The sequence below is a fragment of the Pseudoclavibacter sp. CFCC 14310 genome (assembly GCF_008831165.1).
GTDB lineage: Bacteria > Actinomycetota > Actinomycetes > Actinomycetales > Microbacteriaceae > Pseudoclavibacter_A.
Window position 1 is genome coordinate 268,830 of sequence record NZ_WBKC01000001.1, and the last position, 17,581, is coordinate 286,410.

Sequence of the window (17,581 nt, forward strand, 5' to 3'; positions counted from 1 at the left end):
AACTGCCGTCTCTACCGTCGCCGCCGCACATCAGGCAGCGCAGACAGTGCGATGGCGCCGAACGTGAGCACGGCGCCGCCGATCGCTGCGAACGAGACACCGGCCGTCGACGTCGGCCAGACCCAGTCGAGCAGCAGCGAGCCGAGCAGCTGCCCGCCGATCGCGGCGATGGTGAAGCTCAGCACGCCGATGCGTGGCACCATATGCGCACCGGTGAAGATGAAGACGATGCCCATGGCACCGCCGAGATACATCCACCACACGCCTGGCAGCTGCGGCACGATTGCCAGCCCGCGCGAGGTGCGTTCGATCAGCGTGACGACGAGCAGGGCGACGCTGCCGGCCACGAAGTTCATGTAGGTCGCGCTGAAAGGTGCTCTGGCGATCGTGGCGATGCGCCCGTTCATGGCCTGCTGGAACCCGCTGAGAATGCCGGCGCTCAGCGGCAGCAGCGCGGTGAGCAGCATCGTGCCGACGGCGAGCCCGGCGGGAATGCTGCCCGACACCGACCACACCACCGCCACGATGGTGACGGCGGCAGAGATGACTCGCAGTGGCGTCAGGGGCTGCCTCCGGTCGGACAGAAAGCCGAGTCGGTCGACGAGCAGCCCGCTCACGGTCTGCCCCGCGATCAGAGAGATCATGAACAGCGCCACGCCGAACACCCCCACGCTGATGCTCTGCGCGATCACCAGCCACGCACCCAGCGCGCCGGCCACGATGAGCCACGGCTGCATCCGTCGACTGCGGATCGCCGCCCACAGCGCACTGAGCGCACGCCGGTTGCCGGGCAGCACCAGCAGCACCGTCAGCAGCACGAATCCCGACCCGAAGCTCACGAACGCCGCGAAGACGGGGTCGCTGATCTCGCTGGCCAGGGCGCCGTTCATGCGGGACTGCACGGGCATGGTCAGGCCTGCGGCAACGGTGATCAGGGCGTCGAGAACCAGCCGTGCTCGCGATGGTGCGGCGGGCGGCGTGGATGATGGCTTACCGAGGGATGCCATGGGAGCTCCTGTTCACTGCGTCGGGGGCGCCGTGAAGAACGCTCGCAGTCTCGTGCCCGGTGGCACGTGGCCGCGGGGACGTTCATACGGTCGTGGTCAGCGTGCGACGTGCACCCTGGTGAAGAGCACGAGCCCGACCAGCAACACTGCCGCGATGCCCAAGATACCCCAGATCTGCGCACCGAGCAGTGCGACGGTCACACTGAACGCGGCCGGTGCCAGAAAGCTCACCGCGCGGCCGGTGGTGGCGTAGAGCCCGAAGATCTCGCCGTGGCGCCCAGCCGGGGTGATCGAGGTGAGGAACGAGCGCGACGCCGACTGCACCGGCCCCACGAACACGCACATCAGCATGCCGAAGATCCAGAAGAAGGTCTTGCCGCCGCCCGAGGTCAGCAGTGTGAGCAGCGCCGCGGCGATCATGCCGATCAGCGAGACTGTGATCAGCACGCGGGGGCCGACGCGGTCTTCGACCATTCCCAGCAGCATCGTGGCGATGCCAGAGACCACATTCGCGGCGATCGCGAAGACGATGACCTCGCTGCTCGAGAAGCCGAAGGTGCCGGCCGCGAGTACGCCGCCGAAGGTGAAGACCCCGGCGAGGCCGTCGCGGTAGACGGCGCTTGCGATGAGAAAGACGAGAGTGCTGCGCGCGCTGCGCCAGAGTCGTGCGATGGTGCGGCCGAGCTCGCGGTAGACGCCGAAGAACGAGGTGCGCGGGCCGGATGCGCGGGCCGGCTCGGGCAGCCCGTCTCTCTGCAGCAGCGTGGGCAGCGCGAAGACGGCGAACCACAGCGCGGCAAGCAGCGCGACGGCGCGGTAGCGGGTGCCGTTCTCGTCGCCGACGCCGAACCAGCCGACCGCCGGGTTGATGAAACCGACCAGCACGATGGCGAGCAGCACGATGCCGCCGATGTAGCCCATGCCCCAGCCGATGCCAGACACCCGGCCCACGTCTTTGGGCGACGAGACGCCGGGCAGCAGCGCGTTGTACTCGGCACTGGCCAGCTCGAAGAAGATGTTGCCGACGGCGATCAGCGCGATGCCGAAGAACAGCCAGTCGGGGTCGGGCTGCACGAACCACATGGCGATCATGCAGACCACCGTGCCGAAGGTCATGATGCCGAGGTTGCGGCGGCGATTGCCCGACTCGTCGGAGCGATGCCCGAGCACCGGCGCGAGCAGGGCGACGATCAGCCCGGCCAGAGACAGTCCCAGACCGAGCCAGGAGGAGTGCTGCGCCAGAATGGCCTCGACCTGATCGATGGCGGGGCTCGACGTGAGACCGGCGGCTCTGTCGGCGTTGCGCTGCTCGACGAGCGCGTGGTCGCCGATGAAGGCGGTGCTGGTCAGCCAGACGGTGTACACGAAGGTCGTGGTCACCGCGTTGAACGCTGCGGAGCCCCAATCCCACGACGCCCAGCGCAGGATGCGACCTCGCGTCGGCGGGATCGTTGCGGTTGCGGTTGCGGCCGCGTTGCCGTCGGCGCGGTGCAGATCGTTCGACATCACTGCAGACTAATGGCCCGAGGTGAACGAGAGATGACCATGGTGACCGTGTCACCCGGATCGAGTGAGAGTTCGGCGTGCCAGCCCGAGACGGCGATCGTCGTCGTGCGTCGCTCGCGGGCGTCGCTGGCGATGATCAGGACGAGCGAGTCGTCGGGGTTCTGAAAAGCGGCGTTGAGCGTGTACCCGGTCTCGTGTCCGGTCGAGGTGAGGCATCGGGCCCCGGGCCGTACGGCGCTGAGGTGGGCGAGGCTGTAGTAGCCCACGTTGCGCCGAACGGTCGTCTGTCCGCTGCCTGCTGTGCCGACTGCCGGGCTGCCTGCCGGGTTCGTTTGCGGGGAGGCGATCACGTCGACCACACCCTCCATCTGCGAGCCGTGGCGTCTGCCGGGAACCGCGCCAGGCCCGAGGAACGGGCCGCCGTGGCCGTCCAGCGCAAGGTTCCAGTAAGTGATCGACTCCGCCCAGTTGCGCGTCGCCCCGAGGGCGATCATCCGCATGTGCCAGCGCAGGTCGTGCGCAATCGGCTGGGCGAGCAGCGTCTTCGGATCGCGAAACGAGGTGATCTCGGTCAGATGGGCGCTGCGCTTGGGGAACGCACGGTGCACGACGCTCTGCGCGTCGGGTTCGCCCTTATACCCGTGCCAGGCCGTGCCGTCGAGAAAGCGGCCGGACGCCGGGTCGCCGAGCAGTCGCAGCACCTTGGAAGCGGCATCCCAGTTGTGGTCGTGGGCGAGCAGCCGGGTGTGCACCGACGAGGCGGCCAGCGCCGGCCCGAGGTGGTCGGCGATGAGCCGAATCTGATCGTGCACGCTCATCACCATGCCGGGATACCCCGGTGCCAGGCCGGGCTCGTTCTGCAGAGTCAGCAGGTCGACGGGATGCCCCAGCTCGGCCATGCGCTCGCAGTAGCGCACGAGGTAGTTCGCATAGTCGCCGAAGTGGCGGCGATCAAGTCGGCTACGCCGTCCGAGCCAGGTGAGCCATGGGCGTGCGGTGCGTCTGGCGAGTCCCGGACCCAACCGACCGAACATGGTGGGTCGGGTCTTCATCCACGGTGGTGCCGACCAGGGCGATGCGATCAGGCGCAGGTCGGGCTGGATGCTGCGGATCTCGTCGAGCAGCGGCACGATCCGCCGTTCGTCGTGCTGCAGAGTGAACGCGCCGGGGCGCGGTTCGTAGTTGTAGATGCTGTTTGAGAAGTCGCTCGACCCGATGGTGAGTCGCAGTGTGGTGAGCCCCAGCGTCGGGATGTCCTGCGTGGCACCCTCCAGCGCGGTGGCCTCCCGCCTGGAGAGATCCCGCGTGGCGAAGAGTTCGTGCAGCAGCGCGCTGCGATGGCTGCTGGGCATGCTCAGCAGCACCTCGGCCGAAGCGTCGGTCAGCGCCGCGCCGAATCCGAGGATGCGCTGGCGTGGCGAGTCGGCGTCGATGACGATCGCGTGGTCGGGAACGAACGCGCCACGCTGCCAGCGCAGGTCGGCGGCGATGCCGGCGGTGGCATCCGCATACAGGCGTGTGCCGTCGCCGGAGGACACTCGCGCCGCGAGCAGCTCGGGCGGCTGGTCTGGGAGCATGAGTCTCAGCGTAGTCTGGCAGAGTGCTGAACATCGATCTTCATCCCGATCTCACGTTGGTCGTCTCGGAGGTGCGTGACGGCACCATGAAAGCCGCAGCCCCCGGGGCGAACGGCGACGACGCCCAGACGTGGGCTGAGGCGCGGCGAAATCGACGTGCGCTGCTGCGTCAGGCCGGTCTCGACCCCGAGCGCGCGGCCTACGTGCGCATCTCCTACGATCGATCCGACTTCTGCGAGTACCGCGAGGTCGACGAGGTGACTGCCGACGGGGCAGACGACGGTGCAGCCGACGGCGCGGGCGACGAACGAGACGCGACCCGCCACGAGACGATCAGCGCTCGGTTCGCGGATGACGCGTCCACCGCCTGCGACGCGCTCGCCACCGGACTGCCGGGCACACCGCTGCTGCTGCCGGTCGCCGATTGTATGCCGGTCGTGGCATATGACCCTGAGCATAAGGTGGTCGCGCTGACGCATCTCGGTCGTCACAGCGTCGAGCAGCTGGGCGGGCAGCGCACGGTCGAGTGGATGCAGCGGCGGTTCCGCAGCGACCCTGCTCAGCTGGTCGTGTGGCTGGGGCCGTCGCCGAACGGTCAGAGCTATCCGCTGCACGCGCTGGGTGATCGGTCGTTCGCCGAAGTGGTGCCGCAGCAGCTGCGCGATGCCGGGTTGAAGCGGCGCCATATCGTCGAGAGCGGCATCGACACGGTGAGCGATGCGCGGTTCTTCTCGCACAGCGAGTTTCTGGCCGGGCGGCAGCCGGTGGATGGACGCTATGCGGTGGCCGTCGCGCTGCACGGCAGGTCGGTGTCCGGGAGCATCGGAGATGGGCAGTCTGGGCAAGCCGGGCATTTCGGGCAGCTTGGGCGATCCGCGCAGTCTGGGCGATCCGGGCGGCCTGCGGAAGGTGCGTCGGAGGTCTCTCAGCCGCCGGCTGCCGAGCCGCACCGGGTCACGACCGTCGTCTCCGATGTGCTTGTCGAGGAGGGCGTGATCAGGGCGGGGGAGTGCACGGCGCTCAGCGGCCTCTCGGCTGACCCGGCGCATCCCGGGCTGCTCTATGCGGTGAACGACGACTCGGTCGGACTCACTCGTGTGTTCACGCTTGACGCGACCAAGACTCCCGTCGAGGCCGTCGCGGCGCTGACCGTGACGCAGGCTGACGGGTCGCCGGCGCATCTCGACGTCGAGGGCGTCTTCGCACGGCCGCAGGGCGGGTTCTGGCTCGCCGACGAAGGCGCGACCGGGCCGGGCAACGCCGTGCACAGAGTCGATGCCGCGGGGCGCATCCGTGCGACGGTGCGTCTGCCCGAGGCGGTCTCGCGTCACCTGGGCAAATGGGGGTTCGAGGGCGTCACGGCGTTCACCGACCCGCGCGGTCAGGAGTGGCTGTTCGTCGTGATTCAGCGGCCGCTCTGGAAAGACCCGGCGGCGAAGCCTCGTGAGGCGGGCGTCGACGGCCCCGACGTGATCCGCATCGGCTGCCTTCGTGTGGATGCTGCGCTGGGCGGCACAGGCGGCACAGGCGGCACAGGCGGCACAGGCGGCACAGGCGGCGCGGGTGATGGCGCTGGTGGCGTGGGCGATGACGGTGGCGTGAGCGATGAGAGAGGTTCGTCGGACGCCGCATGGAGCTGGCACGGCTACGGCCTCGACCCGGCGTCGGATCGCAAGAACGACTGGGTCGGCGTCTCCGAGATCTCGGTTGCCACGGTCACCGGCGAGGGAGGGTTTTCTGACGATCCCGGCTGTCGTGTCACGCTCGTGCTCGCCGAGCGCGACAAACAGGAAGGCGACCGCGCGCGCACGAAACGCATCTATGCGGTCGATCTGGAGCATCCGGGGCAGGTGACGACCGACAGCACCGGCAGCCTGGTGCCGATCACCGTGCCGGTGCCGAAGCGGCTCGTGGCCGATCTGCTGCCGTGGCTGCGCGAACCGGGTGGACAGGTGCAGGAGAAGCTCGAGGGCGTCACGGTCGATGCTCGCGGGCGGCTCTTCGCGCTGACCGACAACGCAGGCGACAGCCATGCGCCCTGCGCGACGGTGTTCGTCGATCTGGGGGTGCGTGACTTTGGCTGAGCGCGGCTGTGGCTGAGCGCGGCTGTGGCTGAGCGCGGCTGTGGCTGAGCGCGGCTGTGGCGTGTAGGGCAGGGCTCGGTCAGGCCGGTGCCGCAATGTCGGTGGGTGCTGTCAGACTCTGACCATGCACACGAGAAGCCAGATTCCCAGCGCAGCGGCACTTGCCGATCTGGTTGAGTCTGCGTGCTCGGGGCAGCGCGACCTTTTCGCCGCCGAAGGCAGGCAGGCCGCCGAGCTCGTCGCCGTGCACGCTGCGTCAGTCGATGCGGCGCGGCAGCATCGGGTCGACCCTGGCGTCTACCTGCGCGGAGTCTACGCAGACATCGGCACGCGCCTGGGCTGGTCTGAGCGCACGGTATCGCGGCTCATGAATCTGGCCGAGAGCCTGCAGCGTCAGCTGCCCGCCACCCTCGAAGCCTGGCAGCGAGGCGAGCTCGGGCGTCAGCACGCCGAGGTGTTCAACGCCGAGCTCGGCGGCCTCGACGAAGACCGGCGCCGTGAGACAGAGCAGGCCCTGTTGCAGCGCATGGTCGATCGGCCGATGCCTCCGGCGCGACTGCGCGATCTGGCTCGCCGCCTGGCCGAGACGTTCGAGCCTGAGACCATGGCCGAGCGTCATCGTGCCGCCCGAGCAGAGCGCTTCGTGACGATCGAGCCCGACCGTGACGGCATGGCCTGGTTGAGCGTGCGTCTGCCTGCGGTAGATGCAGTGGCCGCCCACCAGCGCACTCGCGCGATCGCCCGTGGTCTGCAGGCGGCGGCCAAGACGATGCCACAGGGCGATCAGACGCAGGCCGCGCCCACTGTCGACCGGCGCACATTCTCGCAGCTGCACGCCGATGTGGTGCGTGACCTGCTGGTGCACGGCATCTGCGAAGCCAAGGCGCTCGAAGGCGGTTCCGTCGCTTTGGGCACCCCGGGCCGAGATGCCAGCGGTGCATACCGAGACTCCGACAGTTCGGGTCGAGACTCTGGCAGAGCCCACGACCTGCCGAGACTGGGCGAAGGCGTGCGCGCACAGGTGCAGGTGGTCGTTCCGGTCGATCTGCTGATCGACGAGATCGCCGGCCACCCCGTCATCAGCTCGGGCGCGACGGCAGAGCTGCGCGGCTACGGTGCGATCGACCCGGTGACCGCACTCGAATTCGCCGCTTCTGCAGATGGTCTGGGCCGCATCCTCACTGACCCGGCCACCGGGCAGGTGCTCGAAGTCGGGCGCAGTGTCTATCGGCCGCCGGCAGCGCTCGCAAGGTTCGTGCGCGAGCGTGACCAGACCTGCCGATTCCCGGGGTGCGCGGTGCCGGCGCAGAACTGCGAGATTGATCACACGCTCGACTGGCAGTGGGGCGGGCCGACCGATGCGAGCAACCTGGCGTGTCTGTGCCGGCGACATCATGTGATGAAGCATCATTCCAGCTGGAGCGTGATGCACGTCAACGACGATGCCGACCTGCTGTGGACGAGCCCGACCGGCGCAGTCCACCAGACTTTCGCACCGTGCACTGGCCCTATCCGCCATGGGCCGGGCTTTGAGGAGCCGCCTGATGCCGTCGATGTCGGGAGCCTGATCGATCTCGACCCGCCCGACCTGCCTGATGGCGGTGACCCGGTGCCGTTTGAGAGCGGGTTCTGGGCGTGTCTCCGAAGCCGGGCTGAACGCGGCTGAGAAGCGAGGCTCCTGAACGGCAGCCAGATGCGCTCCAGTATCAGCGACACCTCAGTCTGCGACGCTCGCAGTGAGACCGCGACGTTTCAGCAGCGGCTCGATTGCGGCATCCGCACCCCGAAACTCGACGTAGGTCTTCTTGGTGTCCTGGCTGCCGCCACGTGTGAGCAGCTCGCGACGGTAGTGTTCGCCGGCAGAACGCGACAGACCGCCGTGTTCGGCGAACCACTGTTCGGTGTCGGCGTCGAGCACCTCGCTCCAGATGTAGGAGTAGTACCCGGCCGAGTAGCCGCCCGAGAAGATGTGCTGAAAGAAGCTCGTGCGGTAGCGCGGCAGTACGAGCTTCGAGGCCAGCCCCCGCTGCAGCAGGGCCTGCTGCTCGAAACGCGACACGATCTCGCCTTCTGACGTTGAGTCGACGCCGTCACCACCCGCTGCAGCGGGCTCGACCAGCGCATCCGCCTCAGCGGTCGACAGCGAGTGCCATGCCAGGTCGATGACCGAAGCCTGCAGATACTCTGTGGTCTCGTAGCCCTGGTTGAACGTGCTGGCCGCCTTCAGACGGTCGATCAGCTCCTGCGGAATCACCTCGCCGGTGCACACGTGCTTCGCATAGTGCGGCAGCACCGCAGGATGCAGTGCCCACGTCTCGTTGAACTGGCTCGGCAGCTCGACGAAGTCACGCGGCACGTTGGTGCCCGAGAACTGCGGGTAGCGCACGTCGCTCAGCAGGCCGTGCAGCCCGTGTCCGAACTCGTGGAAGAGCGTGTGCACCTCGTCGAGCGTCAGCAGCGTCGGCTCGCCCGTCGGCGGCTTCACCAGATTCAGCACGTTCACCACGATCGCACGCTCGTCCAGCAGTCGTGACTGGTCGACGAATGAGCTCATCCACGCACCGCCGCGTTTGGTCGGTCGGGCATAGAGATCGAGCAGGAAGAGGCCGACCGCCTCGCGCTGCGGAGCATCGCCGGCTTCAGCGACGGGCGTGCGCGAGACCTCGAACACACGAACGTCGGGGTGATAGCCGTGCAGGTCGGGCCGCTCTTCGAGATGCACGCCGTACAGCTGCTCGGCCGCGTAGAACACGCCGTCGCGCAGTACCCGCTCCACCTCGAAGTACTCGCTCAGGGTCTCGGCGTCGATGTCGAACTCTCGTTTTCGACGCAGCTCGGTGTAGTACGGCCAGTCCCAGGCCTGAAGCGTGAACCCCTCGCCTCGCTCGGCAGACGCGGTCTCGGCGGCACCGTTCGCCTCGCCGCTCTCACTCTCTTCGTCGATCAGCTTCTGCAGCTCACGTGCTTCGTCCTGGGCGTTCGCCATTGCTGCCGGAGCGAGCCGCTGCAGCAGGGTGTCGGCAGCCTCCAGGCTGCCCGCTGTCTCGTCGGCGAGCACGTACTCGGCATGATTCGCATAGCCGAGCAGCTCGGCACGATGTGCCCTGAGCTGAGCGATGCGCACCGCAATCGTCCGGGTGTCGTTGGGGCCGCCATGTGCGCCGCGTTCGAGAGAGGCCCGCAGAATGCGCTCGCGCGTCGCACGCACCGTGAGCTTCGACAGCCATGGATGCCCGCTCGGCAGCACGAGGGTCACCATGTGCTTGCCGTGGTAGCCCGCCTCGTCGGCGGCGGCGGATGCCGCGGCCAGTTCCGTCGCATTCAGGCCGTCGAGCTCGGCCGGGTCATCGAACACCACGCCGAGTGCATTGGAATCGTCGAGCAGCCTCGCGCCGAAGCGCGTGCTCAGCGTCGAGAGCTCGGTGTTGATCTCGCGCAGGCGCTGTTGCGCCTCAGGCTCCAGCCCCGCACCCGCACGCACGAACCCGAGATGTGTGCGCTCGATCAGCCAGCGCGATTCGGCATCCAGAGACAGCTCGTCGCGCTGGTCGTAGACCGCCTGCACCCGCTCGAAGAGACGCGGGTTCAGTGAAATCGCGTCGTAGTGCTCGCTGAGCACGCCCGAGATGCGCTCTTCGAGCTCGAGCAGTGCCGGGGTGCCGTCGGTGCTCGTCAGGTTGAAGAACACCGAGAGCACCCGATCGAGAGCCCACCCGCTGCGCTCGAGCGCCACGATCGTGTTCTCGAACGTCGCAGGTTCGTCGCTGTCGGCGATGTGCACGATCTCGCGGTCGTGCTGCACGAGCGCGTCGGCAATCGCCGGCTCGTAGTCGTCTTCGCCGATCGTGGCGAAGTCGGGCAGTCCGTAGGGAAGACCGGTGTGCAGCAGTCGCTGTGAGAGCAGGTCAGACGAAGGATGCGATGCGTGCGAAGTCATGCGGCCAGCGTACCGCGCCGGGCAGGTCGAGAGGTCCTGCCCGGCGTTCGGCAGCCGTCACCGGGTCTGCATGATCACTGAGTCCGGGCTACCAGGTCTGGTTGCCGTCGCCCTTCGGGCCGCCCTTGTGCCCGTCGCGGCGGTCGCTCTTGTATGCCGGGCGGTAGCTCTTGCCCTTGCCGCCGCGGCCGTTGTCCCGGCTGTCGCGGGCGGCGCGGTCGTCAGCCGTCCAACGACGTTTGGGCCCGCTGTGACCGTCGCGCCTGAAGTCGCCCTCGCCGCGATTGTCGCGATGCTCATGCCGGCCGCCGTTATCGCGGTTGTCGCGTCGGTCGTCACGGTTCCAGTCCCGACGGCCGCCGTCATGGCGGTCGTCGCGGTTCCAGCCGCCGCGGCCGCCGTCACGTCGGTCGTCGCGTCGGTTGTCGAAACGGTCGCCGTCGCGCCGGTTCCCTTTGTACCCGCCGCGGTCATTGCGATCATTGCGGTCGTTCCGGTCATTCCGATCGTTGCGCCAGCCCCCGCGTCCGCCGCGGTCGTTGCGATCACCGCGACCGTTTCGGTCGCCACGCTCGCTGCGATCGCCACGGTACCCACCGCGGTTGTCGTGCCCGCCCTGGTAGCCTCCGCGGCCGCCCTTGTTGTAGCCGCCCTTGTTGTAGCCGCCCTTGTTGTAGCCGCCCTGACGGTCGTCGCGGTTGCGGTGCGGCACGGCCTCAAGGTGATCGCGCTCGGGATCGAGCAGCAGCGGGCGATCGCCCTGGGCGACCAGAGCCAGCGCCGCGGCGACGTCGGCCTCGGGCACGTCGTTGTGACGCACATAGTGGTCGATCACATCGCGCAGTTCGCTGATCTCAGACTCGCGTTCGAGCGCCTCGGTGATGCCGTCGTCGAAGCGGCTCAGCCGCGACTCGTTGACCTCGTCGACGCTCGGCAGCGACATGCGGTCCATCTTCTGACGAGTGGTGCGCTCGATCTGCTCCTGCAGACGGCGCTCGCGCGGGGTGATGAAGCTGATCGCAGCCCCCGTGCGCCCGGCACGACCGGTGCGCCCGATGCGGTGCACGTACGACTCCGGGTCGCTCGGGATGTCGTAGTTGATCACGTGTGTGATGCGTTCGACGTCCAGCCCGCGAGCGGCGACATCGGTGGCGACGAGCACGTCGATCTGGCCGTTCTTGAGCTGCTCGACGGTGCGCTCACGCTGTGCCTGCGGCACGTCGCCGTTGATCGCGGCGGCCGAGAAGCCGCGTGCTCGCAGCCGCTCGCTGACCGTCTCGGTGTCGCCGCGGGTGCGCACGAACACGATCACGCCGTCGCTGCCCTCGACCTCGAGCACGCGTGCGAGCACGTCGAGCTTCTGGCGGCCGGCGACCACGAGAAAACGCTGCGACACATTGGTGTTGGTCTGCGTCTTGGTCTTGACCGTGATCTCTGCCGGGTCATGCAGGTGCGTCTTGGCGAGACGACGGATCTGCTGCGGCATGGTCGCCGAGAACAGTGCGATCTGTCGGGTGTCGGGGGTGCTGGCGAGAATCGTCTCGACGTCGTCGACGAAGCCCATCTGCAGCATCTCGTCGGCTTCGTCGAGCACGAGCATGCGCAGCTGCGACAGGTCGAGGGTGCCGCGCTTCATGTGGTCCATGATGCGTCCCGGGGTGCCGACGACGATGTGCACGCCCTTGCGCAGTGCTGAGAGCTGCATGCCGTAGGCCTGGCCGCCGTAGACCGGCAGGATGCGCACGCCGGGCATCTTCTGCGCGAACCGCTCGACGGCCTCGCAGACCTGGAGCGCCAGCTCGCGGGTGGGTGCGAGCACCAGCGCCTGAGGTGCGTTCACCTGTGGGTCGACGGATGCCAGCATCGGAAGTGCGTAGGCCGCGGTCTTGCCGGTGCCGGTCTGCGCCTGGCCGACGACGTCGCGTCCGGCGAGCAGAGTCGGAATGGTGGCTGACTGGATCGGCGAGGGAGTCTCGTAGCCGATGGCGTCGAGCGCGTCGAGCAGCGGCTTGGGCAGCCCGAGATCGGCGAACGCGTTGTCCGTCGTCTCGTCGGTCTTGGCCTCAGCTTTGGTCTCGGTGACCGTTTCGGTGGCAGGCTCAGCAGACTCGGACTCAGCAGGGCGTTCGGAAGGGGTGTTCACAGGGGTGTGCTCCTCAGCTGCTGGCGTGTGCTCGGCAGCGGTGTCGATGGCAGCTGACGCGTCGCTCGCGTCAGCAGATGGTGCAGAAGAAGATGAAGAAGATGTGGGAGAAGACGAAGAACCAGCGGCAGAATCAGAAGTCACCAATTGATCGTAGTCGCTGGCAGGGTGTCGCGTCCACAGCGCAGGGTAGTCCTCTGCCACGACACATGCTATCAGCATCCACTGATGTTCGTCACAGTGAGGGCTCCCTCTGCTCCTTACGCGCCCCGGGTGGCGGGGCGGATGGTCCCGGGTGGCGGCATGGAGGGTAGCGGCGCGTGATGAGTTCCCAAGTATTGACCAGTGGATAAACAAGCCTTCGCCAGCGGCTTCACTGACCTTAGACTGGAAGTCGGACATCACGCGCCGGCGAGTGCACAGGGAACCTCCCGAGCTGCAGACTGGTGCGACGTTGAGAGGAACCTCATGTCAAACAGCATCGATTCAGATCTCGTCAAGAAGGGCATCGGGTCGATTCGTACCGCACTCGGCATCAGCGGTGTGCTGACACTGCTCGCCGGTATCGCCATCACGTTCTGGCCAGGGCGCAGCGCCGAACTCGCCGTGGCGATCGTCGCGATCTACACGATCATCGGCGGTCTCGTCTACGGCGCGATCTCGATCTTCGGCAAACTGCAGTCGGGCTGGGGCCGAGTCGGCGACATCCTGCTGGCCGTGTTCATGATCATCGTCGGCATCGTGGCGTTCGCGAACCTGGGCTCGGCCGCTGCAGCCTTCGGCATCGTGCTGGGCATTCTCGTCGGCATCGCCTGGTTCGTCGAGGGCATCGTAGCCCTCGCCTTCGTCGGAGACTCCGACTCGAAGGCCTGGAGCATCATCTTCGCCGTGCTCAGCATCATCGCCGGCATCACGCTGCTGTTCTCTCCGCTGTGGGGCGCCGCCGTGCTCTGGCTGCTGCTGGGCGTCTCGGCGATCGTGCTCGGCGTCGCGCAGATCATTCGCGCGTTCCAGTTCGGCAAGTCGCTGCGCTGAGCGGATGCCTGCGCCTGACAGCGCGGGCGGCACCTGAACGTTCGGGTGCGACATGAAAGAAGCCCCCGAGAAGATCGTGAGACCTTCTCGGGGGCTTTCTGTCGGGGTAGCGGGATTTGAACCCACGACCTCCTCGTCCCGAACGAGGCGCGCTACCAAGCTGCGCTATACCCCGTCGCTGAGAATCAGCGGCAACTGCTATAGCTTAGTCCATTCTGAGGCCCAGTTTCAATGTGCGGTTGTCGCATCCTCGTCTCGCGCCACCAGAGTGAGGAGCGTGGCCTCGGGACGGCAGTTGAAACGCACCGGTGCATAGATCGAGGTGCCCAACCCGGCACTGACGTGCAGCCACGAGCTGCGATCGCCGGTCGTCCACTCGTGCAGCCCCTTCACAAAAGGCCGCGGCAGGTCGCAGTTGGTCGTCAGCGCGCCGAAGAACGGCACGCACACCTGGCCGCCATGCGTGTGGCCGGCGAGCATGAGCTCGGCACCCATCGAGGTGAAACCGTCGAGCACGCGCTGGTAGGGGGCATGCGTCACACCGAGCGTCAGATCGACGTCTGCAGGCATTCCGGCGATGCGTCGGCGCAGCCCTTCGGGATCATCGTTACCGAGGTGTGCGTCGCCGGTGCCGACCAGACCGATCCGGCTGCCGTTCACGGTCAGCTGCGCGGTTCGATTGTTCAGGTTGCGCCAGCCGGCTTCGACGAGACGGTGGGTGAGTGCGGCGGTGTCGATATCCGGCGTCTCACGTCGGACGCGGCTGGAGTGCAGCAGGTACGAGAGCGGATTCTTCGGAGTCGGTGTGAAGAAGTCGTTCGACCCGTAGACGAAGGCGCCAGGTACGTCCACCAGTGGCTCCAGGGCGTCCAGAATCGCCGGCAGTGCCTCCGCATGGCCGTAGTTGTCTCCGGTGTTGATGACCAGATCGGGCTTCAGCGAGGCCAGATCACGGGTCCACGCGACGCGCGCACGCTGCCAAGGCGCCAGATGCAGGTCGGCGACGTGCAGCATCCGCAGAGGCCGACTGCCCTCGGGCAGCACAGGCACCGTGAACTGACGCAGCGCGAAGCTGTTGCGTTCGATCAGCGAGCCGTACGCGAGCGCGCCGACTCCAGCCAGCGCGGCGATGCCGAGCGAGGATGCGAACGTGCGCAGACCCGGCAGCCTCGCGTCGTTCTCTGCGCTGGGCGCCGACGACCCTGATGCCGCAGCAGTCATCACTGTGCTGACGGACTCGGCGAGGCACCCGACCCGTCTGCGGGGGCGTTCGATGCGCCTTCCTTGCCAGAGCTGAGGTAGATGGTCACCAGTGCCCCAGCGTCGGCCGAGCCGGCAGCGGGATCAGTGGCCACGACCTGGCCTGCAGGCACGGAGTCGGAGGGCCGACGTTCAGGCGAGATGGCCACCTGGAAGCCGGCGTCCTCGAGCTGCTGCTGCGCCTCTTCGGGCGTCTTGCCGGTCACATCGGGCAAATCGGTGCTGCGGAAGGTCAGCGAGGTGTCGTCGGGAGCCGGGAACGATGCCGCGCCCGGGTACCTGTTGTGCACGCCTCGCTGGATGTCCTTCCACATGGAGTAACGGACGTTCCAGCCGGCCACGCCCTTGATGCGGTAGTACCGGAGGTCGGCCTTGTTGTTGGTCGTGCCGGTGTTGCCGATCCAGGTCGCCTGCACCGTCGAAGTGGTGTAGCCGACCAGCCAGGTCTGATGGTAGCTGTCGGTCGAACCGGTCTTGCCAGCGACCGCCGAACCGTCGAAGGGATTCGCCTGACCGGCGGTGCCGTCGCGATCGAACACCCCTTGCAGTGCAGAAGTGGCGGTGCGGGCGACCGTCGGCGTCACTGCTTCGGAGCACTGGGAGGCCGGTGTCGGGCGCTCGCTGCCGTTGTTGCCGTCGACGACGCTCAGAATCGCCTTGGGCGTGCAGTATGTGCCGTCGTTCGAGATGCCGGCGTAGGCGCCTGCGATCTGGATCGGTGCGATGGTGTTCGCCGAACCGCCGATGATGCTGGTCGGCACGTGGTCGAGGTCTTTGCCGTTGGCCGACTTCGTGATGCCGAATGAGACCGCGGTGTCTTTGATGTCGCAGAGGTCGAGCTGCTGCGCCATCGCGGCGAAACCGGTGTTCACCGAGTTCTTCGTGGCGTAGCGCACGTCGAACGACGAGGGCATGTTCGACACAGCGTTGTCGAGCTGCCAGGTGCCGACATAGCCGCCGGGCTGGCATCGATCGGGAAAGTCTTTCTGCCTCAGCGTGGCCGGCGCGGGTGCGTTCAGTCGCTCATTGAGAGAATGGCCCTGTTTCAGCCAGTCGAGCAGGGTGAACACTTTGTATGTCGAACCAGGCTGGAAGCCTGATGACCCGCCTTCGTCTTTCGTGGTGCTGTAGTTGATCGCGGTTCGGCTGGTGTCGCCGGCGGTGTCATCCGTCTGCGAGAAGGTGCGGTTCTGCGCCATGGCCAGCACATTACTGGTACCGACCTGCAGAACCGTGGTGGCCGCCCCGATCTTGTCGTTGCGGTTGATGCTCTTGTCGATGGCTGCCTGGGTGTCGTCCTGCAGCCCGAGGTCGATGCTGGTGTGAATCTGCAGGCCTCCGCGGCGCAGCAGAGCCGTGCGGTCTTCGGGAGTGTCGCCGTACGCAGAGTCGTTGCGAATCAGGTTCACGACGTAGTCGCAGAAGTAGCTTGCGTTGTGGGTGGCCGCCTCACAGCCTCGAGGCTGTTGAGTGATGTGCGGCTCGATCGGGGTCGCGATCGCCGCATCGGCGGTCGGCTGGTCGATGTAGCCGTGTTCGACCATACGGTTCAGCACGAGATCACGGCGGGCCTTGGCGCGATCGAGGTTCTCAGGCGCGTCGACACGGTAGGCGTTGGGCGAGGGAAAGACGCTGACGAGCTGGGCCGCCTCGGGCAGCGTCAGGTCTGAAGCGTTCTTGCCGTAGTAGTACTGAGCCGCGGCGCCGATGCCGTAGACGTTGCCGCCGAACGAGGCGTAGTTCAGATAGCTGGTGAGGATCTGCTCTTTCGAGTAGTTCTGCTCGAGGCCGATCGCGTAGCGCATCTCGAGCAGCTTGCGCGAGGCGCTCTCTTCACGGGCCTCGTTGATGGCCGACTCGTCGTTCTCCCACTCGGCTGCCTCGATGCGCAGGTTGCGCACCAGCTGCATGGTGATCGTCGAAGCGCCTGACTGAGTCGAGCCGCTCGACTGGTTCTGCAGCACCGCACGGGCGACGGCGGCGAAGTCCACGCCGCCGTGGTCGTAGAAGCGCGGGTCTTCGATCGAGACGACCGCATTCTTCACGAGGTCAGGCATCTGGTCTGCGGTCAGCGGGATGCGGTTCTTCTCGTAGAACGTGGCGAAGGCCACGTCTTGGCCATCGAGCTTGCCGTACAGGGTCGACGGGCTCTGCAGCTCGACGTTTGCGAGTGAGGCGGGCAGGGTTTTCGCGATGTTGACCGCGTCGGCGCCGAACACGCTAGCGATGGCCAGAGCAGGTGTCGACATGCCGACTGCGACGAGGCCGAGGGCGGCGGACGCGGCGATGAACCGCACGATCGCGCGGCTGGAACGTCGCCGGTTTGCGGGCAGGTGAGAAGACATAGGCTAGATGCTACGCGATTATCCTATGAATGGAGCAGCCATGGTCAAGTGGGAGTACTTCACCGCCCCTCTCATCATCCACAACACCCAGCAGATTCTCAACAACTTCGGATCCGAAGGGTGGGAGCTGATCCAGATCGTCGAGGGGCCCACCGGCGGCCTCGTCGGCTACTTCAAACGACCCATCGAGGAGCAGGCATGAGTTTCACCAGCAGGCTGAACGAGCTGGGCATCACCCTTCCCGCGGTCGCAGCCCCGGTCGCCGACTACGTGCCGGCGCTGCGCATCGGCAGCCTGGTGCACACCTCGGGGCAGCTGCCCTTCATCGACGGCGAGCTGCCGGCGACGGGCAAGGTCGGCGTCGGCGAGGGGCTGGTGCCGCCTGAAGAGGCGAAGACCCTGGCGCGCACGGCAGGTCTGAACGCGATCGCGGCGGCGGCGGATGCCGCGGGCGGCATCGACCGCATCGCTCGCGTCGTGAAAGTGGTCGGCTTCGTCTCGTCGGCACCCGATTTCACCGGGCAGCCCGGCGTGATCAACGGCGTCAGCGAGCTGCTCGGCGAGGTCTTCGGCGAGGCCGGAGCGCACGCACGCAGCGCCGTCGGCGTCGCGGTGCTGCCGCTCGACTCCCCGGTCGAGGTCGAGATCACGGTCGAGCTCGTCGCTGACTGATCTCTGCTGGCTGGT

The 17,581-nt window shown here is 67.2% G+C and carries 12 protein-coding genes and 1 tRNA gene; 5 read left to right on the top strand and 8 right to left on the bottom strand.

Annotated elements, in window-relative coordinates; translation table 11 throughout:
- Positions 1-11: 11 nt before the first annotated feature.
- The 3 genes from F8O06_RS01215 to F8O06_RS01225 all read right to left on the bottom strand — a co-directional run bounded on the left by F8O06_RS01215 (position 12) and on the right by F8O06_RS01225 (position 4,090).
- Positions 12-1,007, bottom strand: a complete 996-nt coding sequence (locus F8O06_RS01215; RefSeq protein WP_158037096.1) for a DMT family transporter — start codon at positions 1,005-1,007, stop codon at positions 12-14.
- Between the two features lie 96 nt (positions 1,008-1,103).
- Positions 1,104-2,513 (bottom strand): MFS transporter, encoded by a 1,410-nt coding sequence (locus tag F8O06_RS01220; RefSeq protein WP_158037097.1) that lies wholly within the window; start codon positions 2,511-2,513, stop codon positions 1,104-1,106.
- Positions 2,513-4,090 carry a glycoside hydrolase family 30 protein gene (locus tag F8O06_RS01225; protein ID WP_158037098.1) on the bottom strand — a complete coding sequence of 526 codons (1,578 nt, stop codon included), beginning with the start codon at positions 4,088-4,090 and terminating at the stop codon, positions 2,513-2,515. Before F8O06_RS01225 ends, F8O06_RS01220 begins: the two co-directional genes overlap by 1 nt.
- A 23-nt stretch (positions 4,091-4,113) precedes the next feature.
- Here F8O06_RS01225 and F8O06_RS01230 point away from each other — a divergent pair, with 23 nt between their 5' ends.
- The gene (locus F8O06_RS01230; protein WP_158037099.1) at positions 4,114-6,174 is read left to right on the top strand and encodes an esterase-like activity of phytase family protein; all 2,061 of its coding nucleotides are present in this window, start codon (positions 4,114-4,116) and stop codon (positions 6,172-6,174) included.
- A gap of 124 nt (positions 6,175-6,298) precedes the next feature.
- Entirely contained in the window at positions 6,299-7,840 is a 1,542-nt protein-coding gene (locus tag F8O06_RS01235; RefSeq protein ID WP_158037100.1) for a DUF222 domain-containing protein, read from the top strand.
- Positions 7,841-7,891: 51 nt separating this feature from the next.
- Here F8O06_RS01235 and F8O06_RS01240 read toward each other — a convergent pair whose 3' ends face one another.
- On the bottom strand, positions 7,892-10,111 hold the full coding sequence (locus F8O06_RS01240) for a M3 family metallopeptidase (protein ID WP_158037101.1): 2,220 nt from the start codon (positions 10,109-10,111) through the stop codon (positions 7,892-7,894).
- Between the two features lie 88 nt (positions 10,112-10,199).
- Complete coding sequence (locus F8O06_RS01245) at positions 10,200-12,254, bottom strand: DEAD/DEAH box helicase (protein WP_412973457.1); 2,055 nt, start codon at positions 12,252-12,254, stop codon at positions 10,200-10,202.
- 468 nt (positions 12,255-12,722) lie between these two features.
- Here F8O06_RS01245 and F8O06_RS01250 point away from each other — a divergent pair, with 468 nt between their 5' ends.
- Positions 12,723-13,289, top strand: a complete 567-nt coding sequence (locus tag F8O06_RS01250; RefSeq protein WP_158037103.1) for an HdeD family acid-resistance protein — start codon at positions 12,723-12,725, stop codon at positions 13,287-13,289.
- A 101-nt stretch (positions 13,290-13,390) separates the two neighbouring features.
- Here F8O06_RS01250 and F8O06_RS01255 read toward each other — a convergent pair.
- The 3 genes from F8O06_RS01255 to F8O06_RS01265 all read right to left on the bottom strand — a co-directional run bounded on the left by F8O06_RS01255 (position 13,391) and on the right by F8O06_RS01265 (position 16,894).
- Positions 13,391-13,464, bottom strand: a tRNA-Pro gene (locus F8O06_RS01255).
- Positions 13,465-13,517: 53 nt separating this feature from the next.
- Positions 13,518-14,510 carry a metallophosphoesterase gene (locus F8O06_RS01260; RefSeq protein ID WP_158037104.1) on the bottom strand — a complete coding sequence of 331 codons (993 nt, stop codon included), beginning with the start codon at positions 14,508-14,510 and terminating at the stop codon, positions 13,518-13,520.
- The gene (locus F8O06_RS01265; protein ID WP_158037105.1) at positions 14,510-16,894 is read right to left on the bottom strand and encodes a penicillin-binding protein; all 2,385 of its coding nucleotides are present in this window, start codon (positions 16,892-16,894) and stop codon (positions 14,510-14,512) included. Before F8O06_RS01265 ends, F8O06_RS01260 begins: the two co-directional genes overlap by 1 nt.
- A gap of 40 nt (positions 16,895-16,934) precedes the next feature.
- Here F8O06_RS01265 and F8O06_RS01270 point away from each other — a divergent pair, with 40 nt between their 5' ends.
- Positions 16,935-17,096: a DUF4177 domain-containing protein gene (locus tag F8O06_RS01270; protein WP_158037550.1), complete on the top strand. Its 162-nt coding sequence runs from the start codon at positions 16,935-16,937 to the stop codon at positions 17,094-17,096.
- On the top strand, positions 17,093-17,566 hold the full coding sequence (locus F8O06_RS01275) for a RidA family protein (protein ID WP_158037106.1): 474 nt from the start codon (positions 17,093-17,095) through the stop codon (positions 17,564-17,566). Before F8O06_RS01270 ends, F8O06_RS01275 begins: the two co-directional genes overlap by 4 nt.
- Positions 17,567-17,581: the final 15 nt, after the last annotated feature.

Bases quoted from the DNA above. Each gene is read 5' to 3' on its own strand.
- F8O06_RS01275 (WP_158037106.1), top strand. From the start codon at position 17,093: ATGAGTTTCACCAGCAGGCTGAACGAGCTGGGCATCACCCTTCCCGCG.
- F8O06_RS01225 (WP_158037098.1), bottom strand. From the start codon at position 4,090: ATGCTCCCAGACCAGCCGCCCGAGCTGCTCGCGGCGCGAGTGTCCTCC.
- F8O06_RS01260 (WP_158037104.1), bottom strand. From the start codon at position 14,510: ATGACTGCTGCGGCATCAGGGTCGTCGGCGCCCAGCGCAGAGAACGAC.
- F8O06_RS01220 (WP_158037097.1), bottom strand. From the start codon at position 2,513: ATGTCGAACGATCTGCACCGCGCCGACGGCAACGCGGCCGCAACCGCA.
- F8O06_RS01265 (WP_158037105.1), bottom strand. From the start codon at position 16,894: ATGTCTTCTCACCTGCCCGCAAACCGGCGACGTTCCAGCCGCGCGATC.
- F8O06_RS01235 (WP_158037100.1), top strand. From the start codon at position 6,299: ATGCACACGAGAAGCCAGATTCCCAGCGCAGCGGCACTTGCCGATCTG.
- F8O06_RS01215 (WP_158037096.1), bottom strand. From the start codon at position 1,007: ATGGCATCCCTCGGTAAGCCATCATCCACGCCGCCCGCCGCACCATCG.
- F8O06_RS01240 (WP_158037101.1), bottom strand. From the start codon at position 10,111: ATGACTTCGCACGCATCGCATCCTTCGTCTGACCTGCTCTCACAGCGA.
- F8O06_RS01250 (WP_158037103.1), top strand. From the start codon at position 12,723: ATGTCAAACAGCATCGATTCAGATCTCGTCAAGAAGGGCATCGGGTCG.
- F8O06_RS01270 (WP_158037550.1), top strand. From the start codon at position 16,935: ATGGTCAAGTGGGAGTACTTCACCGCCCCTCTCATCATCCACAACACC.